We start from the raw sequence: 25450 nt of genomic DNA on the forward strand, positions 1-25450 counted from the left end.
CCTACCCGTCCAGGCACGTCGGCCCGAGGAGGACCTTGAGGTCGCCGTAGAGCGAGGGGCTCGGGTTGACCCGCAGGTGCACCGGCAGGCCCATCACCTCCACGCGTGAGTCGCCGTGCAGGTGCAGCCGCACCTCGGACTTGCCCCGGTGGGTCTTCAGGACCTCGCCGAGTTCGTTCACGACGGCCTCGGTGGCTTTGTGCGTGGGCATGGTGATGACCAGCGGCCCGTCCAAGCCCTCGCTGAGGTCCGGCACGGAGAGTTCCATGCAGTTCACCGCGATGGCCCCGTCGTCCCGGCGCTGCAGGCGGCCCTTGACGACGACGATCAGGTCCTCGGCCAGGACGGAGGCGATGGGGCCGTAGACCTGGCCGAAGAACATCACCTCCACCGAGCCGCCGAGGTCCTCGATCTCGGCGCGGGCGTAGGCGTTGCCGCTGGCCTTGGCGATCCGCCGGCTCAGCGAGGTGATCATGCCCGCGATGGTGATGATGGCGCCGTCGTGCGGGCCGTCCTCGGCGATGATCGAGGTGATGGACTGGTCCGCGTGCTGGGTCAGGACGCCCTCCAGGCCCTGCAGCGGGTGGTCCGAGACGTAGAGGCCCAGCATGTCCCGTTCGAAGGAGAGCTTGTCCTTCTTCTCCCATTCGGGCAGGTCCGGGATGTCGATGCTGAGCGAGGACTCCGATTCGGTGTCCTCGATCCCGGCGAACAGGTCGAACTGGCCGATGGCCTCGTTGCGCTTGAGCGTGATGACGGAGTCGATCGCCTCTTCGTGGACCATGGCGAGGGCGCGCCGGTGGTGGCCCAGCGAGTCGAAGGCGCCGGCCTTGATGAGGGATTCGATGGTGCGCTTGTTGCAGACCACGGCCGGGACCTTCATCAGGAAGTCCTTGAAGGAGGTGAAGGCGCCCTCGCGTTCGCGGGCGGCCACCATGGCGTCGACGGCGTTGGCGCCGACGTTGCGGATGGCGCCCATGCCGAAGCGGATGTCGTTGCCCACCGGGGTGAAGTTCAACGCGGACTCGTTGACGTCCGGCGGCAGCACCGTGATGCCCATCCGGCGGCACTCGTTCAGGTAGATGGCCGACTTGTCCTTGTCGTCGCCGACGCTGGTCAGCAGGGCCGCCATGTACTCCTGGGCGTAGTGGGCCTTCAGGTAGGCGGTCCAGTAGGAGATCACGCCGTAGGCGGCCGAGTGGGCCTTGTTGAAGGCGTAGTCGGAGAACGGGAGCAGGATGTCCCAGAGGGTCTTCACGGCGTCCATGGAGTAGCCGTTGTCCTGCATGCCCTGGGAGAAGCCGGCGAACTGCTTGTCCAGTTCCGACTTCTTCTTCTTGCCCATGGCGCGGCGGAGGATGTCGGCCTGGCCAAGGCTGTAGCCGGCGAGCTTCTGCGCCACGGCCATGACCTGCTCCTGGTACACGATCAGGCCGTACGTGCCGCCGAGGATCTCGGCGAGCGGTTCCTCCAGCTCCGGGTGGATGGGGATGACCGGCTGGATGCCGTTTTTGCGCAGCGCGTAGTCGTTGTGCGCGTTGGCGCCCATCGGGCCCGGCCGGTAGAGGGCCAGGACGGCGGAGATGTCTTCGAAGTTGTCCGGCTTCATCAGCTTCAGCAGCGACCGCATGGGCCCGCCGTCGAGCTGGAAGACGCCCAGGGTGTCACCGCGGGCCAGCAGCTCGTAGGAGGCGGCGTCGTCCAGGGCCAGGGATTCCAGGTCAAGGTCGACGCCGCGGTTCATTTTGATGTTTTCCAGGGCGTCGGAAATGATCGTCAGGTTCCGCAGGCCCAGGAAGTCCATCTTGATCAGGCCCAGGCCCTCGGACGTCGGGTAGTCGAACTGGGTGATGACCTGGCCGTCCTGGAAGCGACGCATGATCGGGATGACGTCGATGATGGGATCGGAGGACATGATGACGCCGGCGGCGTGCACGCCCCACTGGCGCTTCAGGCCCTCGATGCCGAGGGCGGTCTCGAAGACCTTGGCGGCCTCCGGATCGGTGGCGATCAGCTGCCGGAAGTCCCCGGCCTCGCCGTAGCGCTTGGCCTCGGGGTTCTGGATATCCGCCAGCGGGATGTCCTTGGCCATGACCGCCGGGGGCAGCGCCTTGGTGAGGGTCTCGCCCATGCTGAACGGGTAGCCCAGCACGCGGGAGGAGTCCTTGAGCGCCTGCTTGGTCTTGATGGTGCCGTAGGTAACGATCATGGCCACGCGCTCGTCGCCGTACTTCTTCGTCACGTAGTCGATCACCTCGGACCGGCGGCGGTCATCGAAGTCGACGTCGAAGTCGGGCATGGAGACGCGGTCCGGGTTGAGGAACCGTTCGAAGATCAGGCCGTGGTGCAGCGGGTCCAGGTCGGTGATGCGCATGGCGTAGGCCACCATGGAGCCGGCGCCGGAGCCACGGCCGGGACCGACGCGGATGCCGTTGTTCTTGGCCCAGTTGATGAAGTCCGCGACCACCAGGAAGTAGCCGGGGAAGCCCATCGAGGTGATGACGTCGAGTTCGTAGTCGGCCTGGGCGCGGACCTTGTCAGGGATGCCCTGCGGGTACCGGTAGTGCAGGCCCTTGTCCACCTCCTTGACCAGCCATGAGGTCTCGTCCTCGCCCTCGGGGCAGGGGAAGCGGGGCATGTAGTTGGCGCCGGTGTTGAAGGAGACATCGCAGCGCTCGGCGATCAGCAGGGTGTTGTCGCAGGCGTCCGGGTGGTCCCGGAAGAGCTCGCGCATCTCCTGCGGGGACTTCAGGTAGTAGCCGCTGCCAGAGAAAGCGAACCGCGAGCCGCCGTTGTCGTAGGTGGGTTCGAGCAGGGTGGAGCCGGACTGGATGGCCAGCAGCGCCTCGTGGGCCTTGGCGTCGTGCTCGTGGGTGTAGTGCAGGTCGTTCGTGGCCACCAGCGGGAGGTTCAGTTCCTTGGCCAGGCGCAGCAGGTCGCCGGTGACGCGGCGTTCGATGTCCAGGCCGTGGTCCATCAGTTCGCAGAAGTAGTTCTCCGCGCCGAAGATGTCGCGGAACTCGGCGGCGGCTTCCAGCGCCTCCCGGTACTGGCCCAGCCGGAGCCGGGTCTGCACCTCGCCGGAGGGGCAGCCGGTGGTGGCGATGAGCCCCTCTGAGTAGGTGTTCAGCAGCTCCCGGTCCAGCCGCGGCCACTTGCCGAAGACGGAGTCCAGGGACGCGATCGAGGAGGCGCGGAAGAGGTTCCGCATCCCGGTGTTGTTATAGCTCAGCAGCGTCATGTGCGTGTACGCGCCGCCGCCGGAGATGTCGTCCTTGCGCTGGTTTTCCTCGCCCCAGCGCACCCTGGTCTTGTCCGTGCGGGCGGTGCCGGGCGTGACGTAGGCCTCGACGCCGATGATCGGCTTGATGCCGGCGTCGGTGGCGCGCTTCCAGAAGTCGAAGGCGCCGAACAGGTAGCCGTGGTCCGTGGTGGCCAGCGCCGGCATGCCCAGCCGTCCGGTCTCATCGAACAGTTCCCCGAGCCGGGCGGCGCCGTCCAGCATGGAGTATTCGGTGTGGTTGTGGAGATGGACGAACGAATTGTTGCTGGAAGTCACCGGTTCATTCTAGTGCCGGGCACGGACGGTGGGCGTCAGGCGTTGCCGGAGGCGAGGACCTCGAGCGCGTACTGCAGGTCCTGCGGGTAGTCGCTGGTGACGGTGACCCGCTCCCCCGTCCGGGGGTGGTCGAAGGAGAGCTGCCGGGCGTGCAGCCACTGCCGGGTCAGGCCCAGGGTGGCGGCCAGCCGCGGGTCGGCGCCGTAGGTCAGGTCTCCGGCGCAGGGGTGGCGGAGCGCTGAGAAGTGCACGCGGATCTGGTGGGTGCGCCCGGTTTCCAGGTGCACTTCCACCAGGGACGCCTTGCCGAACGCCTCGAGGACCTCGTAGTGGGTGACCGAGTCGCGGCCGTCCTCGACGACGGCGAAGCGCCAGTCGTGGCCCGGGTGGCGGCCGATGGGTGCGTCGATGGTGCCTGCGAGCGGGTCCGGGAGGCCCTGGACGACGGCGTGGTAGACCTTGTCCACGGTGCGGTCCTTGAAGGCCCGCTTGAGCTTGGTGTACGCGTCCTCGGTCTTGGCGACCACCATGACCCCGGAGGTGCCGACGTCGAGCCGGTGCACGATCCCGGCGCGTTCGGTGGCGCCGGAGGTGGAGATCCGGTACCCGGCGCCGGCGAGGCCGCCGACGACCGTGGGCCCCACCCAGCCGGGCGAGGGGTGCGCGGCGACGCCGACGGGCTTGTCGATCACGACGAAATCATCGTCGTCGAGCAGGATTGTGAGGCCTTCCACGACTTCCTCCACCACTTCCAGGGGGTCCCTGCGGTCCGGGACGACGACGTCGAGTCCGGCGCCGGCGCTGAGCTTCAGCGACTTTCCGACCGGCTTGCCGCCGGTGCTGACGTGTCCCTCGGCGATCAGCGCCGCGGCCTGGGACCGGGAGATGTCCATGAGGCGGGCCAGCCCCGCGTCGATGCGGGCGCCGGCGAGCTCCTGGGGGACGGTGTAGTGCCGGGCCGCGCCGGCTGCCGGCTCAGACATGGCCGTCGCCGTCGTGCTTGTCTGCGTCGTGCTTTGCGGCGTCGGGCTCGTCGCCGTCGTGGGCTTCCTCGCGCCGCCGGACGCCGTCCAGCGGGATGCCGCGCAGGGTCAGGAGGCAGATGATCACCACGGAGGACACGACCGCGGAGTCGGCGATGTTGAAGATGGCGAAGTTGGGGAGCTGGATGAAGTCCACCACGTGGCCCATGCCGAAGGACGGGTCGCGGAAGAGCCTGTCGGTCAGGTTGCCCAGGGCGCCGCCGAGCAGCAGGCCCAGGGCCAGCGCCCACCAGGCGGAGCCGAGCTTGCGCAGCTGAAGCAGGATGGCCACGGAGACGGCGGCCATGATGATGGTGAAGACCCAGGTGACGTTCTCGCCGATGGAGAACGCGGCGCCGGAGTTCCGGATGTAATACCAGTGCAGCAGCGGGGGCAGGACCGGGGTCCGCTCCCCCTCGATCATGGTGGAGGTGACCCACAGCTTGGTGAGCTGGTCGAAGACGTAGGCGAACACGGCGAAGCCCGCGAACAGAGAGAGCAGGAGCCCGCGGCGCGGCCTGCGCGCGGGTGCGTCCCGGGGGACGGCGGGGGTTGGTGCGTTCGTCATAGTGCTTTCGTTCCGATTCCGGTCATGCCACATGCAAAAAGCCGGTGGCCGAGGAGTCCTCAGCCACCGGCTTTCAGAATACGTGCTGAAGCTGGTGGTCCGCTTCGACTAGTTCGCTTCGACCTCGGGGGCCGCGACGGAACCGCGGGCGTCCAGGTCACGCAGCTGGCCCTCGATGTAGGCCTTCAGGCGGGAGCGGTAGTCGCGCTCGAAGCCGCGGAGCTGCTCGACCTTGCGTTCCAGGACGGAGCGCTGCTGCTCGAGGGCGCCCAGGATCTTGCGGGACTTCTCCTGCGCGTCGTTGACCAGGCTGCTGGCTTCGATCTGTGCCTCGGCGATGATCTTGTCGCGCTGCTGCTCGCCGTCGGCGATGTGCTTGTCGTGCATCTGCTGCGCCATGGCCAGCAGGCCGGCGGCGGATTCCGCGGAGGCGGAGGCGGCGACGGGGGCCGCAGCGGCGGGGGCGGGAGCCTTTTCGGCTTCCTTCTTCTTCGCGACTTCGGCGGCCTTTGCGTCGGCTTCGGCCTTGGCCTTGGCCTCGGCCTTGGCGCGGTCATCCTGCTCGGCCTTGACGGGTGCGGGGACCTTTTCCACGACGGGTGCGGCCGCGGCGGGGGCCGCAGCCGTGCCGGAACCGGCCTCGGCGAGCTTCTTGCGGAGCTCGTCGTTTTCCTGGTTCAGGCGTCGGAGTTCGACGACGATTTCGTCCAGGAAGTCGTCAACCTCGTCCTGGTCGTATCCTTCGCGGAACTTGGTCGGCTGAAAGCGCTTGTTGACAACGTCTTCTGGCGTCAAAGCCATCTGGTCACCTCGTTGGTCTAGTTAGTCAGGAGGCCTTCCGGCCGTCAAAACTACGGTACCTAAATATGGTCTGGTTCCTCTAATTCAACACCGCAGTGTTGGACCGGAGTTTTTATCTGATGATGGTGCTGTCCGCGGGCCGCGTCAGATGGCGACGGCCGTCGCGTAGGTCAGTGACCTGGCTACTCCCATGGCAATCGAGACCGCCAGGAAGAGGACCAGGAATGCAAGGTCCAGCGAGATTCCGCCGAGCCGGAGCGGCGGGAGAATCCGGCGCAGCAGCTTGAGCGGCTTGTCCGTCACGGCGTACACCGCGTGGGCGGTAATCAGCGCCGCGCCGCGGGGACGCCAGCTGCGCGCGAACATCTGGACCCAGTCGAAAACCAGGCGCACGATCAGCGCGACAAAGAAGAGCAGCAGCGCGACATAGATCAGCCCGAAAACAATTCCCATGAGTTAGTTCAGTTCTCCATGTTCGTTCCGGATACCGCAGTGTCCTGGCCGGGGGTGCGCTTCTATTTCAACACGAAAATTCCGGCGGGGCGGCCGGGCAGGTGATCCTGCCTGGCCGCCCCGCCGGAATCAGGGACTAGCTTTGGTTGAAGAAGGAGGCCGTGGTCTCGCTGGCCTTCTTGTCGTCGCCGATCACCTCGACGTAGGAGGGCGAGAGCAGGAACACCTTGTTGGTGACCCGTTCGATGCTGCCCCGGAGGCCGAAGACCAGTCCGGCGGAGAAGTCGACCAGCCGCTTGGCGTCCGCCTCCCCCATGTCCGTGACGTTCATGATCACCGGGATGCCGTCGCGGAAGCTCTCACCGATCAGCTTCGCGTCGTTGTAGGACCGCGGGTGGATCGTGGTGATCTGCCGGAGGCCGGAGGTCTCTTCGCGGCTGGCGGCCGCTCGCTTGATGGGTGTCACGGGTGCGCGGTATTCCTCTTCGGCGGCATAGGGCTCTTCCCGGGGGGCTTCGCGGACGGGGGCCGGGGCGCGGCGCTCCTCGCGGTCGTGCTCCATAGGTTCGTCCTCATCCTTGTGCGGGGTGTGATGGTCAGACTCGTAGTGTTCATCGCCGTCGGCGAGCCCAAGATAGATCATTGTCTTGCGCAGAGCGCCAGCCATGGGTCCACTCCTAATCGTGTCAGTACTGCCCCGCCATTACCTTCCAATACGTTGAACCTACCGCACGGCCGGACGCGGACCGAGAATATCGGAGCCAATTCGCAGGTGTGTCGCCCCGTGCCGGATCGCGGCCTCCAGGTCCTGGCTCATTCCCGCGGAAATGCCGCTGGCCTGCGGAAAGTCTGCGCGCAGCGCCGCGGCGATACCGGCGAGTTTTTCGAACGCGGGTTCGGGCGGTGCGCCGAGCGGTGCGACGGCCATGACGCCGGCCAGCCGGAGGCCGGGCGCGTCGGCGAGTTGGGCGGCGAGCTCCGGCACGGTCGCGGGCAGCGCGCCGCCGCGGTTGCCGTCGGCGTCTTCGGCCAGGCTGACCTGGATGAAGCAGCCGAGGTCGTCCCGGCCGGTGCTGTCCTGTTCTACGGCGATGGCCTTGGCGAGGGCGGTTGCCAGCTGCGGCCGGTCCACGGAGTGCACGGCGGCGGCGTAGCGGACCACGGACTTGGCCTTGTTGGTCTGGAGCTGGCCGACGAAGTGCCAGCGGAGGGCCAGGGCGGAAAGTTCGGCCGCCTTCTCCTCGGCCTCCTGGTCGCGGTTTTCGCCGACGTCGGTGACGCCCAGGGAGGCCAGGCGTGCCACGTCGGCGGCGGGGTGGAACTTGGTGACCACGATCAGCTGCGGCAGGTCCGCCCCGCGGCCGGCGGCCTCCGCGGCCGATGCGATGCGCCTGCGCACCGCGGTGAGCCGTTCGGAGAGCTGCGCGGTGCGGGGATCCGCCCCGGGATCCGGGGCCGGTGCGCCGCTCATGCCGCCGCCCAGACCAGGCCGGCGAAGCGCCCGGTGGAGGCGTCCCGGCGGTAGGAAAAGAGCTCAGGGTCTTCGAGCGTGCAGCCGCCGCTGTACACGACCTCGACGCCGGCGGCCTCGAGCTGGCTCCGCACCCCGGCGGGGAGGTCGAGCCCGGGGGTTCCCTGCGCGGTGGTGGTCCAGGTGGCGGGGACGGCGGCGGCCACCTCCTCGCGAAGCTCCGCGGGCACCTCGTAGCAGCGGCCGCAGACGGAGGGGCCGATCCAGGCCCGGGTAGCCCCGGCACCGAGGGCGCGCATCCGGTCCACGGCGGCGGGGACAACCCCGGCGGCGGTGCCCGGACGGCCGGCGTGGGCGACGCCGAAGACGGGGGCCGGGGCTCCGGCGCCGTCCTCCGCGGCCCGCTCCCCCACGAGGACGACCGGCACGCAGTCCGCCACCATCACGGCCAGCGGCGCGCCGGCGGAGACCAGGGCGTCGGCGGTGGGGGCGACACCCCGGCCGGCGTCCGCGGGGATCTCGGCGACGTCGTTGCCGTGCACCTGGTTCATGAAGGAGAACCCGTCCGGGCCCACGCCGGCCTCCGCCGCGAGGTCCTGCCGTCGCCTGCGCACCTCGGCGGGGTCGTCGCCGACGTGCAGGGCCAGGTTGCCGGCCGCCGCGTTCGTGAAGGCAACCCACACGCCGGGGCTCACCTCTGCCCGCCAGGAAAACACGTATCTCACCACTGTTCCGGTTGTTGCTGTCTTTTGTGGGCGGATGTCCTCCGCTTCCACCACGGTACCCGCCCGCAACGCAGCATGGCACCGCCGGGGCGGTGCCATGCTGGGTACTGCGGGTGGTGCCGGTGGCCTACTTCAGGAAGTCGGGGACGTCCAGGTCATCGGAGTGGCGGCCGGACAGGTCCGGCTCCACGACCGAGGGCAGGTCCACGTCGAAGCCCGAATCGGCGGGTACGGCGGCGGGACGCTGCTGGCCCCAGCTGCTCAGGCCCGAGGCACCGACGCCGGCGTGCATCGGCTGCGCCGGGGCGGAGGCCGGAGCCTGGGCCGGGGCGGGAGCCGGTGCGGCCTGGCGTACGGGGGCCGGCTGGGACTGGTCCATCGACGGCGAGGTGGCCTTGACGTCGTCGAAGCCGGCGGCGATGACGGTGACGCGGGCCTCGTCGCCGAGGGCGTCGTCGATCACGGCGCCGAAGATGATGTTGGCTTCCGGGTGCGCGACCTCCTGCACCAGGCGGGCCGCCTCGTTGATTTCGAACAGGCCCAGGTCGGAGCCGCCCTGGATGGAGAGCAGGACGCCGTGGGCGCCGTCGATCGAGGCTTCCAGCAGCGGGGAGGCGATGGCGAGCTCGGCGGCCTTGACCGCCCGGTCCTCGCCGCGGGCCGAGCCGATGCCCATCAGGGCCGAACCGGCGCCCTGCATGACGGACTTGACGTCGGCGAAGTCGAGGTTGATCAGGCCGGGGGTGGTGATCAGGTCGGTGATGCCCTGGACACCGGAGAGCAGCACCTGGTCGGCGGAGCGGAACGCGTCCAGCACCGAGACGTTGCGGTCGCTGATCGAGAGCAGCCGGTCGTTCGGGATGACGATGAGGGTATCGACCTCGTCGCGCAGGGCGTCGATGCCGGCCTCGGCGGAACCGGCGCGGCGCCGGCCCTCGAAGGTGAACGGGCGGGTGACGACGCCGATGGTCAGGGCACCGAGGGACCGGGCGATGCGGGCCACGACGGGCGCGCCGCCGGTGCCGGTGCCGCCGCCTTCGCCGGCGGTCACGAAGACCATGTCCGCGCCGCGGAGCACCTCTTCGATTTCATCGGCGTGGTCCTCGGCGGCCTGGCGGCCCACCTCGGGGTTCGCGCCGGCTCCGAGACCACGGGTCAGCTCGCGTCCGACGTCGAGCTTGACGTCGGCATCGGACATCAGCAGCGCCTGCGCGTCGGTGTTGATTGCGATGAATTCGACGCCGCGAAGTCCCACCTCAATCATGCGGTTGACTGCGTTCACGCCACCGCCGCCGATGCCGACGACCTTGATGACGGCCAAGTAATTCTGCGGAGCTGCCACGTTACGTGTCCCTTGTTCGTGTTCTATTGCGAAATCTGATGGAGTCCAGCTTGAAAGGCTAACCTTAACCTTCGACTTGAGGGTTATAGTTATGTCAACTAACTCGTAGTTGGAACGCTATTGGCTAGGCCGGGGACATTCAATGACCGGCTCAGCGTGTCGCGCTAATACCGGCTAAATGGCCAATCTCCCCGGCCGGCCGTCAGCGGGTGACGGGGTGGCGCGGGACGCTGACGTCGTAGACCTTGACCGGGTTCTTGGGGTCCGCCGGCGCCTTCAGCAGGGCGGCCAGGACCCGGGCCTTGAGGTCCTTCTCCCCCGCGTTCCCCCAGACGATTGTCTGCCCGTCCACGAGCTTCAGTTCCACGGCGTCCACGGACTTGGCGGAGGCGTCGGAGAGCCGGGCGAGGATGTCCGGCGGCAGCGCGCCGAGTACGCCGGTGATGGCGTGGAACAGGTCCTGCGGCAGCGCCCCTCCCCCGCCGTCGATGACGGGAAGCTTCACCGCCGCGGCATCCGGCGCGGTTCCGAGCGGAACCCCGTCCGGGTCCACCAGCTGGAAGGCCTCGCCCTGCTTGACCAGGGCCACCGGGACACGCTCGACGATGGTCACCTGCAGGGTTGACGGCGGCCGGGCCTGGCTGGTCACGGACTTGACTTGGACCAGGGGCTGCAGCAGAGCGGTGACGTCCCGGTCGCTGACCTGGGGCAGGGGCTTGCCCTGCAGAGGTGCCAGCGCGGCCTGAATCTGGTCCTGGCTGAGCATCCTGGTGCCCTGCACGGTCACCGTGCGGACTGCGAGCCACGGCGAATAGACGGCGGCGGCGATGACCCCCGCGATCAGGACCGCGACGACGGCGATGGTGCCGAGGACGATCCGGCGCCGCCGCCGGGCCTTCGGTTCGGGGAAGGCCAGGACCTTGCCGGGCGCCGGCGCCGGCGCCGGGCTCGCGGACGTGCCCGGTCCCTGGTCCGACTTCGTCGCCGAGATGACGCCGGTGCGGGACGCCGGGGCGCCGTCCCGGCCCGAACTGCCCTGGTTTGGGCTGCCCTGAGTCGAACTGCGCTGGTTTGAGCTCCCCGGGGCGGGCGGGTAGCCGGGCCGGCGGGAGCTAGGCACCGGGGATCCCGGCGGTGAGCGCCTCCACCAGCAGCGGCCCGTACGCGGTGACGTCGCCGGCGCCGGCGGTGAGGACGATGTCGCCGGGGCCTGCGGCGGCCAGCACGGCCTGGACGGCGTCCGCGCCGGGGCCCACCAGGTGCCCGTTGGGGCCCAGGTGGTCGGCGATCAGCTGGCTGGTGACGCCGGGGATGGGGTCTTCGCGGGCCGGGTAGATGTCCAGGACCCAGGCGGTGTCCGCGGCGTTGAGGGCCTCGGCGAACTCCCGGGCGAATTCGCGGGTCCGGGAGAACAGGTGCGGCTGGAAGAGCACGTGGACCCGGTGGTCGCCGGCCACCGAGCGGGCCGCGGCCAGGGCGGCGCGGACCTCCGTGGGGTGGTGGGCGTAGTCGTCGTAGACGCGGACGCCGCAGCCCTCGCCCTTGTACTCGAAGCGGCGGGCGGCGCCGGTGAAGCCGCCCAGCGCGGCGGCGGCGGCCTCCGGCGCGACACCCAGCTCCAGTGCCACGGCGAAGGCGGCGGCGGCGTTCAGCGCGTTGTGCCGGCCGGGGACCTGCAATTCGACGTCGTAGCGTCCGGTGGCCGTTTCCAACGTGAGGGCGCCACGGCCGCCGTCGTGCAGGATCACGTCGGACTCCGGGGAGGTGCCGTAGAGGAGCACGCGGGTGGTGCCGCGTTCGCGGGTGCGCCGGGCGAGGTCCCGGGCGCCGTCGTCGTCGGCGCAGGCGACCAGCAGGCCGTCGGCCGGAAGCAGCGCGGTGAAGCGGTCAAAGGATTCGTAGACGGCCTCGGCGGTGCCGTAGTGGTCCAGGTGGTCCGGTTCGACGTTGGTGACCACCTCGATCTGCGGGCGGTAGTTCAGGAACGAGGCATCGGATTCGTCCGCCTCGGCAATAAACACCGGCGACGACCCGGAGGCGGCGTTCACGCCGAGCGCCGGGACGTTCGCGCCGATGGCGAAGGAGGGGTCCAGGCCGGCGCCCTGCAGCAGCACGGTGATCATGGAGGTGGTGGTGGACTTGCCGTGGGTGCCGGCGACCGCGACGGCGGTGTCCCGGGCCATGGCGGCGGCCAGCGCCTCGGAGCGGTGCAGCACCGGGAGCCCGGCGGCCCTGGCGGCGGCCAGTTCAGGGTTGTCGGCGCGGATCGCTGACCCGGCCACCACGGTCTGGGCGTCGCCAAGGTTTGCCGCGTCGTAGCCGACGGCGATCCGGGCGCCGGCGGCGGCGAGGTCGGCCATCACCGGCAGGTCCTTGGCGTCGGAGCCGCTGACGGGCACGCCGCGGGCCACCATGATGCGCGCGACGGCGGACATGCCGACGCCGCCGATGCCGATGAAGTGGACCCGCCCCAGTGACTCCTGGGTGCGTTCGGCCGCCTGGCCGGTACCGGTTTCCTGTGCCATTGCTTTACCGCTTCCTGCCGTGCCGGTCACTGCTTGTCCTGCGTCGTGGGGTCTGTGGTCGGGTCTGTGGCGCCCGTGCCGGTGCCGGCGTCCGCGCCGGCGGCCTCGAGGACCAGGGCGGCCATCCGCCGGTCCGCGTCGCGGATGCCGAACTGCTCCGCGGCGTGCGCCATCCGGTCCAGCCGCGCCGGGTCGCCCAGGAGCGGGAGGATGGTGCCGGTGATCCACGCGGCGTCGAAGGCGGCGTCGTCGACCAGCAGCGCCGCCCCGGCGTCGACCAGCCCGGCGGCATTCAGGGCCTGCTCGCCGTTGCCGATGGGCAGCGGCACGAACACCGCGGGGAGCCCGACGGCGGCCACCTCGCAGACGGTCGCGGCACCCGCGCGGGCCAGCAGCAGGTCGGCGGCCGCGTAGGCGAGTTCCATGCCGTCGATGTACTCGACCTGGCGGTAACCCGGTGCCTCGAGGAGGCGGCCCCGGGCGTCGTGGACGGCTTTGTCCCGGCCGGTGATGTGCAGCGTCTGGATGCCGGCGGCGCCGAGGGCGTCCGCAGCGGCGGCGATGGCCCGGTTGATGCTCTGGGCGCCGGAGGAACCCCCGGTGACGATCAGGGTGGGCTTGTCCTGCTCCAGGCCCAGCGCTGAGCGGGCAGCGGCGCGCGCGCCGGCCCGGTCCAGCCCGGAGATCTCGCGGCGCATGGGCATGCCGACGTGGCGGGCGCCGCGCAGCCTGGTGGCCGCGAAGGCGACGGCGACGTGCCGGCTCAGGCGGGCGCCCACCCGGTTGGCCAGGCCCGGGCGGGTGTTGGCCTCGTGGACCACGATGGGGATCTTTCGCCGCCACGCCGCAAGGTAGAGCGGAGTGCAGACGTAGCCGCCGACGCCCACCAGTACATCGGCCCGGGCGTCGTCCAGGATGACGCCGGCCTGCCGGACGGCGCCGGCAAGCTTGCCCGGCAGCTGCAGGAGCGCCTTGGACGGCTTGCGCGGGAAGGGCACGCGGTCCACGGTGGCGAGGTCCAGCCCGGCGGCGGGCACAAGCCGGGTTTCCATGCCGCCGGGGGTGCCGACGGCCAGCAGGGCGGCGTCCGGCCTTGCCTCCTTGACGGCGTTGGCGATCGCCAGCAGCGGGCTGATGTGGCCGGCAGTGCCGCCGCCGGCAAGGACGACGGAGAGGGGCGGTGGGGTCTTCATCAGGTCTGGGTACGCTTCCGTGCGGGGTTCTTGGGGCTGGGGGTCCGGGTGCCGGCGGCCCGGAGGGCCGGTGCCGTCGGGGCCGGGCTGGCGGGCTTCGTGCCGGCCTGCTTCGTGCTGGCCTGCTTCGTGCTGGCTTGCTTAGTGCTCTGCGCCGTGCGAGTGGCTGCTGAGGCTTTGGTGGCAGAGGCTTTGGAGGCGGCAGGCTTCGCCGTGGAGGACCTGGCGGGCGCCGTCGCCGTCGTCGTCTCTCCCTCGCGCCGGGCCACGACCCTGCGGCGCAGGATCCGGGTGAACCCGGCGGGGCCGAAGCGGAGCAGACCCTTGGGCTGCATGTCCGGCGCCATCTGCGCCCGTGCGAGGGACAGGACGACGCCGACGGCGCTGAGGGACATGAGGAGCGCCGAGCCGCCATAGGAGATGAACGGCAGCGGCAGGCCAATCACGGGCAGCAGGCCGGTAACGACGGCCATGTTGACCGTTGCCTGTCCCAGCAGCCAGACCATGATGGCGCCGGCCAGGACGCGGTGGAACAGGTCCTGCTGGGCCACCACCACGCGGTAGATCGCGGTGCCGAGGACGGCGAAGAGGATGAGGACTACGATCGTGCCGATGAGGCCGAGTTCCTCGCCGATGATCGCGAAGATGAAGTCGTTGTGGGCCTCGGGGATCCAGCTGTATTTCTGCCGGCTCTGGCCCAGGCCCACGCCGAACCAGCCGCCGGAGGCCAGTCCGTAGAGGCCGTTGGTGGACTGGTAGTTCAGGTCCGAGCCGTCGGAGCAGGTCTGTCCGGTCCAGGAGAGGATGCGGCACATGCGGTTGGGGCTGGTCACGGCCAGGACGGCGGTGCCGATCGCCAGCGCCACGCCGGCGATCCCGAACAGGTAGAGCCGGACCCCGGCGAAGAACAGCCCGGCCGCCATGATGATCATGATGATCATGGCGGTACCGAGGTCGTTGCCGGCCAGGATCAGGCCGAGGATGGCGGCTGCGCCGGGGAATACCACGGGGACAACCACGTGCCGCCACTGGCTGAGGAACGCGGCCTTGCGGTTCAGCACCGTGGCCATCCAGAGCGCCAGAGCCAGCTTTGCGGCCTCGGAGGGCTGGAAGGTGAAGGGGCCGACGTCGATCCAGTTCTGGTTACCCAGCGTGCTGCGGCCGATCAGGAGCACCAAGCCCAGCAGGAGGATGGCCAGGAAGATGGCCGGCCAGGCGAAGCGCTTGAGCCAGACGACGTTCACTCGCGAGAGGACGAACATGACGAAGACGCCGATCGCCGCGAAGAGTCCCTGCTTCAGCGCCGCCGAATAGGGTGACTCCCCCGCGGCGATGGACTCGACGCTGGAGGCCGAGAGCACCATCATGATGCCGATCGCCGTGAGCGCCAGCGTCGATCCGAGGATCAGGTAGTAGGTGGAGCCGTTCCGGGACCGGCCGTTGCCCTCGAGGGCGGACCAGAACATCCGGTACCAGCCGCGGAGGCGGCCGGCGGCGGCCGTGCCGCCGGAGGGTGCCGCGGCGGGACGGGTGGGCGTGCTGACCATTGCTACTCCTCGGTGGTCTGAGCCTGCCCTTCCACGAGCTCGCGGACAGCTTCGATGAAGGCGTCGCCACGGTGAGCATAGGAAGAGAACTGATCCATGGACGCAGCTGCCGGGGCCAGGAGCACAGTGTCCCCCGGGGCGGCCAGCTGTGCGGCGGACGCTACGGCCTGGGCCATCACAGTCTCGCCAAAAATCGGCGAGGGGGCTGCGTCGGCGTCGGCCGGTCCGGCAGTCTGCTCCTTTTCAGTCTCACCCTTGGCGTGGCCGATCACCGGGACATCCGGCGCGTGTCGCTCGAGCGAGGCCAGCAGGTCCGAGGAGTCGGCCCCGATCAGCACCACGGCCTTTAGCCTGGCGGCGTTGTCGCGCACCAGTGAGTCGTAATTCACACCCTTGGACAGGCCGCCGGCGATCCAGATGACGTGCTCGAACGCGGCCAACGAAGCGGCAGCGGCGTGCGGGTTGGTGGCCTTGGAGTCGTTGATCCAAAGCACCCCGCCCTGCTTCGCGACCTGCTGGATGCGGTGGTCCCCCGGGAGGTAGTTCTGCAGGCCCTGCCGCACGGCGGCGGGTGCCACCCCGTAGGCGCGGACCAGGGCGGCCGCGGCGAGGGCGTTGGCCACCATGTGCCGCGGGGCCACCGGTCCGAGATCGCTCATGGAGGCGAGCTCGGCGGCGCTGTCCTTGCGTTCGGCGATGAAGGCGCGGTCGACGAGGAGGCCCTCGACGACGCCCACCATGCTGATCGCCGGGGTCAGGGTGGTGAAGGCGACGGCGCGGCAGCCCTCGACGACGTCGGCGTCCTCGACCATCCGCTCGGTCTCGATCTGCTCGGCGTTGTACACGCAGGCCTTCTGGGTCCGTTCGTAGACCTTGGCCTTGTCCGCGAGGTAGGAGTCGTAGGAGCCGTGCCAGTCCACGTGGTCCTCGGCGACGTTGAGGCACACGCTGGCCACCGGGGAGATGGAGTGGCTCCAGTGCAGCTGGAAGCTGGAGAGTTCCACGGCGAAGACGTCGTAGTCCACCGGGTCGCGCAGCGCGTCCAGGATGGGGGTGCCCACGTTGCCGACGGCGATCGCCTTCAGGCCGGCGGCCTGGAGCATCGACTCGGTCAGGCCCACCGTGGTGGTCTTGCCGTTGGTGCCGGTGATGGTGATCCAGTCGGCGGTCTTGCGGCCCTCACGGACGCGGACCCGCCAGGCGAGTTCGACGTCGCCCCAGATGGGGATGTGCGCCCGCGCGGCGGCCGCGAGCAGGGCCTGGTCCGGGCGCCAGCCCGGGGACGTGACGATCAGGTCCGGCTTCTGGCCGTCCACGGTAGGTACGGAGCCAACGGCGTCCTCGCCGAGCAGCACGCCGGCCGCGCCGACGATCTTCAGCGTGTCCGCCTGGGCCAGGGCCTTGGGGGTCTCGGCGGCATCCACCACCACCACGCGGGCACCCAGCTCGATCAGGGTGTCCGCGGCGGCGAAGCCGGAGATACCGATGCCGGTCACCACCACGCGCAGGCCGGCCCAGTCGGCGTCCCAGCTGGTGAGTCCCTCCAGCCGGGGCGAGCTGGCGAGGGGTTCGGGAATCGTGCCGATCACAGCAGTACCACCCATTCCGCGTAGAAGATGCCGAGGCCGGCGGCAACGAACAGCCCGCAGAGAATCCAGAACCGGACCACGACCGTGACCTCGGCCCAGCCCTTGAGTTCGAAGTGGTGCTGCAGCGGCGCCATCTTGAAGAACCGCTTGCCCTTGGTGATCTTGAAGTAGCCCACCTGGATGATGACCGAGAGGGTGATCAGGACGAACAGGCCGCCGATGAAGGCCAGCAGCAGTTCGGTGCGGGACAGGATGGCGAAGCCGGCCACGGCGCCGCCGATTGCGAGCGAGCCTGTGTCGCCCATGAAGATCTTGGCCGGGGAGGTGTTCCACCAGAGGAAGCCCACCAGGGCCGCGCTGAGGATGGCCGCCAGCAGGGCCAGGTCCAGCGGGTCGCGGACGGTGTAGCAGCCGCCGCCGGCCTGCCGGGGCGAGCCGCAGGACTGGTTGCTCTGCCAGATCCCGATCAGCGTGTAGGCGCCGAAGACCATCACGGAGGCGCCGGCGGCGAGGCCGTCCAGGCCGTCGGTGAGGTTCACGCCATTGGTCGCGGCGGTGACGATCAGGTTGGACCAGAGGACGAAAAGGATCGCGCCCACCACGGTGCCGCCGAAGGCCAGGTTGAGCCAGGGAATGTCGCGGACCAGGGAGATCTGGTACGACGCCGGGGTGACGCCGTTCTCGTCCGGGAAGGTCAGGGCGAGGACGGCGAAGATGATGCCGACCGCGGCCTGGAGGATGAGCTTGGCCTTGGCGTTCAGGCCCAGGCTGCGCTGGGCGGAGATCTTGATGAAGTCATCCAGGAAGCCCACCAGGCCCATGCCCACCATGAGGAAGAGCAGGAGCATGGCCGAGGCGGTGGGTCCCGGCGAGGCCGGGTTCATCCACCACATCACCAGGTGCGTGGCGAAGTAGGCGATCAGGACGCCCACCACCACGACGGCGCCGCCCATGGTGGGGGTGCCACGCTTGGTGTGGTGCGAGGTGGGTCCGTCGTCGCGGATGAACTGCCCGTAGCCCTTGCGGACCAGGAAGCGGATGAAGAGCGGGGTACCGAGGAAGGACAGCAGCAGTGCCAGTCCGGAGCCCATCAGCAGTGCGATCACGGCAGGGTGCTCCCGTCGGTGGCAGGGGTGGCGTCCGGGCCGGTGCCCGGGGCGGCGTCCGGCGCCGGTGCAGCTAATGCTATCCGGTCCCCCAGGTGGCGCAGGCCAATGCTGTTGGAGGATTTGAAGAGGACCAGGTCGCCGGGTTCGAGCTCGGCCTGGAGGATCCCGAAGGCCTCCTCGACGTCCTCGGCGAAGATGCACTCGTCGCCCCAGGAACCCTCGTTGACGGCGGAGACGTAGAGGGCACGGGCTTCCCGGCCGATCACGAGGAGCCGGGAGATGTTGAGCCGGACCACCTGGGTGCCGACGGCGGTGTGCTCGCGGATGGAGTCCTCGCCCAGTTCCAGCATGGCGCCGAGTACGGCCCAGGTGCGCCGGCCGCGGCCGAGGTCGGCCAGGGTGCGGAGCGCGGCCCGCATCGACTCGGGGTTGGCGTTGTAGGCGTCGTTGATGACGGTGACGCCGTCGGCCCGTTCGGTGCGTTCCATCCGCCAGCGGCTTGCGGCGGTCTGGCTGCTGAGGGACGCGGCGATCTGCGCGCCGGGGATGCCGGCGGCGAACGCGGCGGACGCGGCGGCCAGCAGGTTGGTCAGGTGGTGGGCGCCGATCAGGCGGGCGGAGACGTGGTGCGTGCCGCCGTCGGGCAGCACGAGGTCGAATTCGGGGCTGCCGCCGGCGTTGAGCTCGACGTTGGTGGCGAGGACGCCCGCGCCGGTCTGCCCGGATTCGGCGGAGAAGCCCAGCACGGTGGCCTGGGTCCTGGCGGCCATGGCCGCAACGCGCGGGTCGTCGAGGTTGAGCACGGCGGTGCCGTCGGCCGAGAGGCCCTCGACCATTTCGCCCTTGGCGCGGGCGATGTTCTCGACGCCGCCGAATTCGCCGGCGTGGGCGGTGCCGACGCAGAGCACGACGCCGATCTCCGGGCGGACCATTTCGGCGAGGTAGGTGATGTGGCCGACGCCGGTGGCACCCATTTCTATGACGAGGTAGCGGGTGCCGAAGCCGGCCTTGAAGACGGTCAGCGGGACGCCGACCTCGCCGTTGTAGGAGCCCTGGGGCGCGACAGTCTCGCCGGAGCCGGAGAAGATGCCGGCCAGCAGATCCTTGGTGGTGGTTTTGCCGGCGGAGCCGGTGATGCCCACCACGGTGAAGTTCTCGCCGGCGGCGGCGCGGTGCTGCCGGATCCGGCGTACGGCCTCGGCGGCGAGGGCGCCCATGGCAAGGACCGCGTCCTTGACGATCACGGCCGGGAAGGGCTGGCCGGCGGCGTCGGAGACCTCGCGCTCGGCCAGCGCCAGGACCGCGCCGCGGTCGAAGGCGGCGGCCACGAAGTCGTGACCGTCGGCGGCCTCACCGGGCTTGGCCACGTAGAGGGATCCCGGCGTCGCTTCGCGGGAGTCGGTGACCACGGACCCGGGCGTGAGCTCCGGATCGGCGGCCAGCCGGCCGTTGGTTATGTCGGCGATTTCCGCCGCGGTAAATGCAATCATCTCGGTTTAGGACTCTATCCGCTGGTCGTCGAGAACGGTGAATCCCCGGGCTGTCAAGGCAGTGCGCAGTTCCACGCGGTCATCGAGGGCCAGGTTGACGCCCTTGACCTCCTGCCAGACTTCGTGCCCACGGCCGGCCACCAGGATGGTGTCGTGCGGCGCGGCCAGCTCCGCCGCCTTGCGGATGGCCTCGTCCCGCGGGAAGACCTCCAGCACGGTGCTGGCGAGGGCCTCGTCGCGGACGGCGGCGTGGGCGCCGGCCAGGACGTCGGCCCGGATGCCGGCGGCGTCCTCGTCGTGCGGGTCGTCGTCGCTGACGATCACGACGTCGGCCAGCCGGGCGGCGATCGCACCCATCGCGGGGCGCTTGCCTTGGTCGCGCTGGCCGGTGGCGCCGAAGACGATGATCACCTTGGAGCCGGGCTCCGGGGAGCGGACGGCGGCGAGGGCGCGTTCGAGTGCGTCGGGGTTGTGGGCGAAGTCGACGACGGCGGCAGGCTCGGTGGCGACCAGCTGCATGCGGCCGGGCACGGCGACGGTAAACGGGTCGGCGGCGTCGAGGGCGGCCTGCACCTCCTCGACGGTGGCGCCGCCGGCCAGGACCATGACGGTGGCCAGGGCCGCATTGGCGACGTTGAAGCCGCCCGGCAGACCGGTGTGGACGGTGAGGACCGAGCCGTTCCGGTGCCGGAGCACGAAGTCGGTGCCGAGCCCGCGCGGGGTGGTCCCGGTGACGGTCCAGTCGGCGTCGGGGCCGGCGTCATTCCCTGAGGTGTCGGGTTCCGTGCCGGCGGTGGCCAGCGTGGTGACCGGCAGGCCGGTCCCGGCGGCGAGGCCGGCGAGCCTGCGGCCCCACTCGTCGTCGACCGTGACCACGGCGGCGCGGGCCAGTTCGGGGGTGAACAGCCGGGCCTTGGTCTGGAAGTACTCCTCCATGGTCCCGTGCAGGTCCAGGTGGTCCTGGGTCAGGTTGGTGAAGCCGGCGACGTCGAAGTCCACCCCGTCGACGCGGTGGAAGGCGATGGCGTGCGAGGAGACCTCCATGGAGGCCGCGTCGAGGCCGCGTTCGCGCATGAGCGCCAGCAGGGCGTGCACGTCCGTGGACTCCGGGGTGGTCAGCAGGCTGGGGATCGGCTCGCCGCCGGCCAGGATCTCGATGGTGCCGATCAGACCGGGGCGCCGCCCCAGGGCGCGCAGCAGGGCGTTGGTGAAGTACGTGGTGGTGGTCTTGCCGTTGGTTCCGGTGACGCCGTACAGCGCCGGTGCCGGGTTTGCGGTGCCTTCTCCGGTGCCGTGGCTGTCGGTGCCGTGGCTGTCTGTTCCGTGCCCGGTGCCCCGCTCGGGGCGGCTGCGGTAGATCAGCGCGGAGAGCCTGCCCACCAGGGTCCGCGGCTCGGCGGTGACCAGCACGGGGACGGCGATATCGTTCGAGAGCGCCAGCAGCCGCGCTCCGGCGTCGTCGGTCAGCACCGCGGCGGCGCCGGCCTCCACGGCCTGGGCGACGAAGTCGGCCCCGTGCCGGGTCGCACCGGGCAGCGCGACGTAGAGGTCCCCCGGCAGCACCGTGCGGGAGTTCAGCGAGATGCCGGTGACGTCGACGGCGGCAGAGGCGCCCGGGACCACGACGCCGATCCAGCCGCCAAGGGTTTCCAAGGACACGGGGGCGACGGCGGCCGGGCGGAACGCCGCGGCAGCGGCCCCGCCCTCGTTCTCGGCGGCCTGATCCTGGGCGGTGGGTTCTGACAAGGGGTTCTCCGTCGGTGGTGCGGGCAGCGCGCTGCGCGCGGAGGATTGCCCCGCACCCAGGCCCGGCTGCGAAAAAACGTGCTGCTGGCTGGTGGTCTCGTGTGCTACTTGGCGTACTGCGGCAGCCTGACCGGCGCGCCGGTGGAGGGCTGGACGTTGTAGGTCCGCAGCGTCTGGCCCATCACGGACCGGAAAACGGGCCCGTTGGTGATGCCGTAGATGCTGCCCTTGGGCCGCTGCAGGACCACTTCAACAATAAACCGCGGATCGTCCATCGGCGCCATCCCCACCATGGAGGCGGTGTAGCCGCAGAAGCCGGGCTTGCCGTCGTCGCACGGGGACTCGGAGGTGCCGGTCTTGGCGCCCACCCGGTAGCCGTCGATCGCCGCGTCCTTAATCTCGCCCTCGGTCACGGCGCTCTCCAGGATGTCCCGGACCTGCTTCGCGGTGTCCTTGCTGACCACCTGCCGGCTGTCCTTGGCGGGGACCTTTTCCTCGTGGCCGTCCGGGTCGATGTAGCTGTCGATCAGGCGCGGCTGGAGCATGACGCCGTCGTTGGCGATGCTCTGGTAGGCCCGCACGGTCTGCAGGGTGGACTGCGCCACGCCCTGGCCGAAGAGAACGGTGTACTGCTGCCGGCCGTCCCACTGGTCCGCGGGGGTGAGGATGCCGGGGGTCTCGGCGGGGAGCCCGATGTCCGGAGCCTCGCCGATGCCGAACTTCTGCAGCCAGTCGTGCCGCTTTTCCTTGCTCAGCTTCTGGCCGACCATCACGGTGCCGGTGTTCATCGAGTAGCCCACGATCCCGGCGAGGGTCCGTTGCTCGGTGCCGTGCTCGAACGCGTCGGAGAAGGTCTGCCCGTCCACGGTGTAGGTCGGCGGGATGGTGTAGGTGTCCAGCGGGTGGGAGGTGCCCTCCTCGATCGCGGACGCGGCGGTGATCATCTTCTCCACCGAGCCGGGCTCGTAGGCGGCGGTGACGGCGCGGACGCCGCGGTCCTTGGCGTCGACCTTGCCCGGGTCGTTGGGGTCCGGGGCGTTGGTGTCCGCCATGGCGATGATGTTGCCGTTCTTCACGTCGGAGATGACGATGATCCCCCACTCGGCGCTGAGCTTATCCTTCTGGCTCTGGATGGCCTGCTGGGCGAAGTACTGCAGGTCCGAGTTCAGGGTGAGCTTGACGTCCTTGCCGTTGACGGCGGGGGTCAGCTGGTCCACACCCACCGGGATGCGCAGGCCGTCGGCGCCGATCTCGAAGACGCGCTTGCCCGGGGTGCCCTTCAGCACGTCGTCCTGGGTCTGTTCGAGGCCGGCCTGGCCGGTGGTGCCGTCCTTGAGGAAGCCGACGATCCCGCCGGCCACCGAGCCGTTGGGGTAGACGCGCTTGCTGGTGCCTTCCGAGGCCAGGCCCGGGATCTGCAGCTTGGAGATCCGGTCCTCGACGTCGGGCCGGATGTCCTTGGCGACGATGTAGTAGCGCTGGGTGCCGGTCAGGGCGTTCTTGACGTCGTCCTTTTTCATGCCGAGGACGTTGGCGAGTTCCTCGATGCCCTGGTCCCGCGGGATCTTGACGATCGTGTCCTTGCCGTCCACCGTCTCGAGCCGGGGGAAGGTGGGGGTGGTGGTGTTGACGGTCTGGTCCACCACCACGTTGTAGCGGATGACGCTGCTGGCCAGGACGTTGCCGGAGCCGTCCAGGATTTTGCCGCGCTCGGCCGGGAGCACCGTGGGCGTGAGCCGGTTCTTCAGTGCCGCCTCGGCCATGCCGCCCATGTCCAGGCCCTGGACCAGGAAGAGCTTGGCGCCCACCACCAGCAGCAGAGCGAGCATCAGGCAGAGCCCGATCCGCAGCCGCCGGGTGGCGCTTGAGGTCCGGGATGAGTGTGCCTTGCCGGTGTTCTGCGCCACGGTACTTCCTTGCTGGTCGGCGGTGCGGGGTGGTCCTGTCCGTTACCGGCCGGGGCTACTTGCCGGGGGTCTTCTGTGCCGGCGCCGGGATGGAGCCGCCGTGCAGTTCGACGGCGGGCGCGGCCGCGGCGGCCTTGGCTGCCGCCTGTTCCGCCGCCTGCTTGGCTGCCGCGGCGGCGTCGGCCGCGGTCTTCGCGGCGGCGTCGGTGGCGGAAGCCGCGGCGGAGGTGCTGTCGGCCGGCTTGCGGTTGGCGAGCGGATCCTGGGCGGACGGCGCTGGGACGACGGCGACCTGGCCGGCGATGGCCGGGGCGGCGATCACGGCCGAGGGCGCGTCCGACTTCGCCGCGGGCTTGGCCTTTCCGGTGACCGAGAGCGTGGACAGGTCGATCTGGCCCTTGGCGGTGGAGGCCACCATGCCCAGCTCCGTGGCCTTGGCGGCCAGGTTCTGCGGGGCGTCGTAGTTCTGCACCTGCTGGGTGAGGTCCTGGTTCTGCTTGGTCAGCGTGTTCTGCTTCGCCCGCAGTTCCACCAGCTGGTACTGGGCGGAGGAGACGGAGATGTTCAGCACCAGCACGGCCATCAGGGCCAGGGCCAGCAGGCCGAAGCACATGACGACGAACGGTGCCCGGCGGCGGCGCGGAACGGACCGGACCACCGAGAGCGGGGTGCGGTTCTTCCGGGCCGGCTGCCCCGGCTGGAGCTCCGGCAGTGCTCGCGCGGTCGCAGCGGTGGACACGGGGTACGTGGTGGCGGCGGCAGCGCTCATGCGTCTCTCCTGGCTTTGATGCGTTCCACAGCGCGGAGCCTGGCGGAGGCTGCGCGTGGGTTTTCGGCGATTTCGGCGGCGGTAGGCACCTCGGTGCCCTTCGTCAGGGTTTTCAGTTCCGGCTTGTGCTCCTCGAGCTCCACCGGGAAGCCCAGGGGCGCGGAGGACTTCGAGCCGGCCTGGAAGACGGACTTGACGATCTTGTCTTCCAGCGAGTGGTAGGACATCACGACGACCCGGCCGCCGAGGGCGATCGAGGCCACGGCGGCGGGGATGGCGCGTTCCAGCACGTCGAGTTCCTCGTTGACCTCGATGCGCAGGGCCTGGAAGGTCCGCTTGGCCGGGTGTCCGCCGGACTTGGCGGCGCCGGCGGGGACGACGGCGCGGATGGTGTCGACCAGCTGGGCGGTGGTGGTGAAGGGACGCTCGGCGCGGGCGGCGACGATCCGGTTGGCGATCCGGCCTGCGAACTTCTCCTCGCCCCACTTGCGGATGATCCGGACCAGGTCCTCTTCGCTGTAGGTATTGACGACGTCGGCCGCGGTGATCCCGCGGCTGGTGTCCATCCGCATGTCCAGCGGCGCGTCGAAGGAGTAGGCGAAGCCCCGGTCCCGTTCGTCCAGCTGCAGGGAGGAGACGCCCAGGTCCATCAGGATGCCGTGGACCTCACTGAAGCCGAGGTCCTCGATCACCTCGGCGATTTCGTCGTAGACCGCGTGGACCAGGTCGGTGCGGTCGGCGAACGGGGCCAGCCGCTCCCCCGCCAGGGCAAGGGCTTCCTCGTCCCGGTCGATGCCGATCAGGTGCAGGTCCGGGAACCGCTGCAGCATCGCTTCCGAGTGGCCGCCCATCCCGAGCGTCGCGTCCACGACGACGGGCGTCTCGCCCCGGCGCCGGGCCGCGTCGAATCCCGGGGCCAACAAATTGATGCACCGGTCCTTGAGGACCGGTACATGGCGTTCGGACGTAGGCTTCGCCTGGTTTGAGTCGTCACTCATGCCTGCGTCCTTTCCTGGGTTGGCGGTACTGGAGGGTGCTTCTTGGTCCAGATCCCCATCCGCGCCTATCCTGCGGTCCGCCTGGCTCCGGGGAAGTGAGCCAGGTGGGTGCGGGATGGGCGGCTGGAGATCTCGATCAAGAAGCGGTGGTGGGGCTGCGGCGCCGGGGGCTAGAGAATCCCCGGGATGGCGTCGTCGGTTTCCGAGAAGGCGGTTTCCTTCTCAGCCAGGTACTCGTTCCAGGCCTGGGCGTCCCAGATCTCCGCGCGGGTTCCGGCGCCGATGACGGCCAGCTCCCTGCCGAGTCCTGCGTACTCCCGGAGCGCCGGCGGAATCGTCACGCGCCCCTGCTTGTCAGGTACCTCGTCTGAGGCTCCAGAGAGGAAAACGCGGATGTAGTCACGGGCCTGCTTGGAGGACAGTGGAGCCTCCCGCATCTGCTCGTGAACCCGGCCGAATTCCGCCTCACTGAAGACGTAGATGCAACGTTCCTGGCCCCTTGTGAGAACCAGCCCCCCGGCCAGTTCCTCGCGGAACTTTGCCGGCAGGATGATGCGGCCCTTCTCGTCCAGGCGTGGTGAATGAGTGCCGAGAAACACGGCCCACCACCCGTCTGTTCTTGGAAGTCCAACGTCC

General features: G+C 69.8%; 20 protein-coding genes and 1 pseudogene. All 21 read right to left on the reverse strand.

Features of this window, described 5'->3' with window-relative positions; genetic code table 11:
* Window position 1: 1 nt before the first annotated feature.
* The 21 genes and pseudogenes from dnaE to mraZ all read right to left on the reverse strand — a co-directional run bounded on the left by dnaE (window position 2) and on the right by mraZ (window position 25413).
* Window positions 2-3559, reverse strand: coding sequence for a DNA polymerase III subunit alpha (dnaE, locus tag ACFUCU_RS12885; protein ID WP_290258173.1), 3558 nt, complete (start codon window positions 3557-3559; stop codon window positions 2-4).
* Between the two features lie 35 nt (window positions 3560-3594).
* On the reverse strand, window positions 3595-4542 hold the full coding sequence (locus ACFUCU_RS12890) for an RluA family pseudouridine synthase (protein ID WP_290258175.1): 948 nt from the start codon (window positions 4540-4542) through the stop codon (window positions 3595-3597).
* Window positions 4535-5149: a signal peptidase II gene (gene lspA / locus ACFUCU_RS12895; protein ID WP_377972994.1), complete on the reverse strand. Its 615-nt coding sequence runs from the start codon at window positions 5147-5149 to the stop codon at window positions 4535-4537. The genes ACFUCU_RS12890 and lspA overlap by 8 nt, the downstream gene beginning before the upstream one ends.
* 108 nt (window positions 5150-5257) lie before the next feature.
* Window positions 5258-5950, reverse strand: a complete 693-nt coding sequence (locus tag ACFUCU_RS12900) for a DivIVA domain-containing protein (RefSeq protein ID WP_377972995.1) — start codon at window positions 5948-5950, stop codon at window positions 5258-5260.
* A 144-nt stretch (window positions 5951-6094) separates the two neighbouring features.
* Complete coding sequence (locus ACFUCU_RS12905) at window positions 6095-6403, reverse strand: YggT family protein (RefSeq protein ID WP_377972996.1); 309 nt, start codon at window positions 6401-6403, stop codon at window positions 6095-6097.
* Between the two features lie 136 nt (window positions 6404-6539).
* The gene (locus ACFUCU_RS12910) at window positions 6540-7070 is read right to left on the reverse strand and encodes a cell division protein SepF (RefSeq protein WP_290258180.1); all 531 of its coding nucleotides are present in this window, start codon (window positions 7068-7070) and stop codon (window positions 6540-6542) included.
* 57 nt (window positions 7071-7127) lie between these two features.
* Entirely contained in the window at window positions 7128-7874 is a 747-nt protein-coding gene (locus ACFUCU_RS12915; protein ID WP_377972997.1) for a YggS family pyridoxal phosphate-dependent enzyme, read from the reverse strand.
* The gene (locus tag ACFUCU_RS12920; protein ID WP_377972998.1) at window positions 7871-8590 is read right to left on the reverse strand and encodes a polyphenol oxidase family protein; all 720 of its coding nucleotides are present in this window, start codon (window positions 8588-8590) and stop codon (window positions 7871-7873) included. Before ACFUCU_RS12920 ends, ACFUCU_RS12915 begins: the two co-directional genes overlap by 4 nt.
* Before the next feature lie 136 nt (window positions 8591-8726).
* Entirely contained in the window at window positions 8727-9941 is a 1215-nt protein-coding gene (gene ftsZ, locus ACFUCU_RS12925) for a cell division protein FtsZ (protein ID WP_364137839.1), read from the reverse strand.
* Window positions 9942-10143: 202 nt separating this feature from the next.
* Window positions 10144-11061 carry a cell division protein FtsQ/DivIB gene (locus ACFUCU_RS12930; protein ID WP_377972999.1) on the reverse strand — a complete coding sequence of 306 codons (918 nt, stop codon included), beginning with the start codon at window positions 11059-11061 and terminating at the stop codon, window positions 10144-10146.
* The gene (gene murC / locus ACFUCU_RS12935; RefSeq protein WP_377973000.1) at window positions 11054-12466 is read right to left on the reverse strand and encodes a UDP-N-acetylmuramate--L-alanine ligase; all 1413 of its coding nucleotides are present in this window, start codon (window positions 12464-12466) and stop codon (window positions 11054-11056) included. Before murC ends, ACFUCU_RS12930 begins: the two co-directional genes overlap by 8 nt.
* 26 nt (window positions 12467-12492) lie before the next feature.
* Window positions 12493-13659 (reverse strand): undecaprenyldiphospho-muramoylpentapeptide beta-N-acetylglucosaminyltransferase, encoded by a 1167-nt coding sequence (gene murG / locus ACFUCU_RS12940; protein ID WP_377973001.1) that lies wholly within the window; start codon window positions 13657-13659, stop codon window positions 12493-12495.
* 302 nt (window positions 13660-13961) lie between these two features.
* Window positions 13962-15206: pseudogene (ftsW, locus tag ACFUCU_RS12945) on the reverse strand (putative lipid II flippase FtsW); the annotation flags it as partial.
* Between the two features lie 2 nt (window positions 15207-15208).
* Entirely contained in the window at window positions 15209-16810 is a 1602-nt protein-coding gene (murD, locus tag ACFUCU_RS12950; RefSeq protein ID WP_377973002.1) for a UDP-N-acetylmuramoyl-L-alanine--D-glutamate ligase, read from the reverse strand.
* A complete protein-coding gene (gene mraY / locus ACFUCU_RS12955; protein WP_364137849.1) occupies window positions 16792-17901 on the reverse strand; it encodes a phospho-N-acetylmuramoyl-pentapeptide-transferase in 1110 nt (369 codons plus the stop codon). The genes murD and mraY overlap by 19 nt, the downstream gene beginning before the upstream one ends.
* Window positions 17898-19394, reverse strand: a complete 1497-nt coding sequence (gene murF / locus ACFUCU_RS12960; protein ID WP_377973003.1) for a UDP-N-acetylmuramoyl-tripeptide--D-alanyl-D-alanine ligase — start codon at window positions 19392-19394, stop codon at window positions 17898-17900. The genes mraY and murF overlap by 4 nt, the downstream gene beginning before the upstream one ends.
* Before the next feature lie 6 nt (window positions 19395-19400).
* Window positions 19401-21140, reverse strand: a complete 1740-nt coding sequence (locus ACFUCU_RS12965; RefSeq protein ID WP_377973004.1) for a UDP-N-acetylmuramoyl-L-alanyl-D-glutamate--2,6-diaminopimelate ligase — start codon at window positions 21138-21140, stop codon at window positions 19401-19403.
* Between the two features lie 104 nt (window positions 21141-21244).
* Window positions 21245-23047: a peptidoglycan D,D-transpeptidase FtsI family protein gene (locus ACFUCU_RS12970; RefSeq protein WP_377973005.1), complete on the reverse strand. Its 1803-nt coding sequence runs from the start codon at window positions 23045-23047 to the stop codon at window positions 21245-21247.
* A gap of 55 nt (window positions 23048-23102) precedes the next feature.
* Entirely contained in the window at window positions 23103-23816 is a 714-nt protein-coding gene (locus tag ACFUCU_RS12975) for a hypothetical protein (protein ID WP_377973006.1), read from the reverse strand.
* Window positions 23813-24814: a 16S rRNA (cytosine(1402)-N(4))-methyltransferase RsmH gene (gene rsmH / locus ACFUCU_RS12980; protein ID WP_377973007.1), complete on the reverse strand. Its 1002-nt coding sequence runs from the start codon at window positions 24812-24814 to the stop codon at window positions 23813-23815. Before rsmH ends, ACFUCU_RS12975 begins: the two co-directional genes overlap by 4 nt.
* Window positions 24815-24984: 170 nt before the next feature.
* Window positions 24985-25413: a division/cell wall cluster transcriptional repressor MraZ gene (gene mraZ / locus ACFUCU_RS12985; RefSeq protein ID WP_290258194.1), complete on the reverse strand. Its 429-nt coding sequence runs from the start codon at window positions 25411-25413 to the stop codon at window positions 24985-24987.
* Window positions 25414-25450 lie beyond the last annotated feature (37 nt).

The organism is Arthrobacter sp. NPDC057259 (assembly GCF_042668995.1).
Lineage (GTDB): Bacteria > Actinomycetota > Actinomycetes > Actinomycetales > Micrococcaceae > Arthrobacter.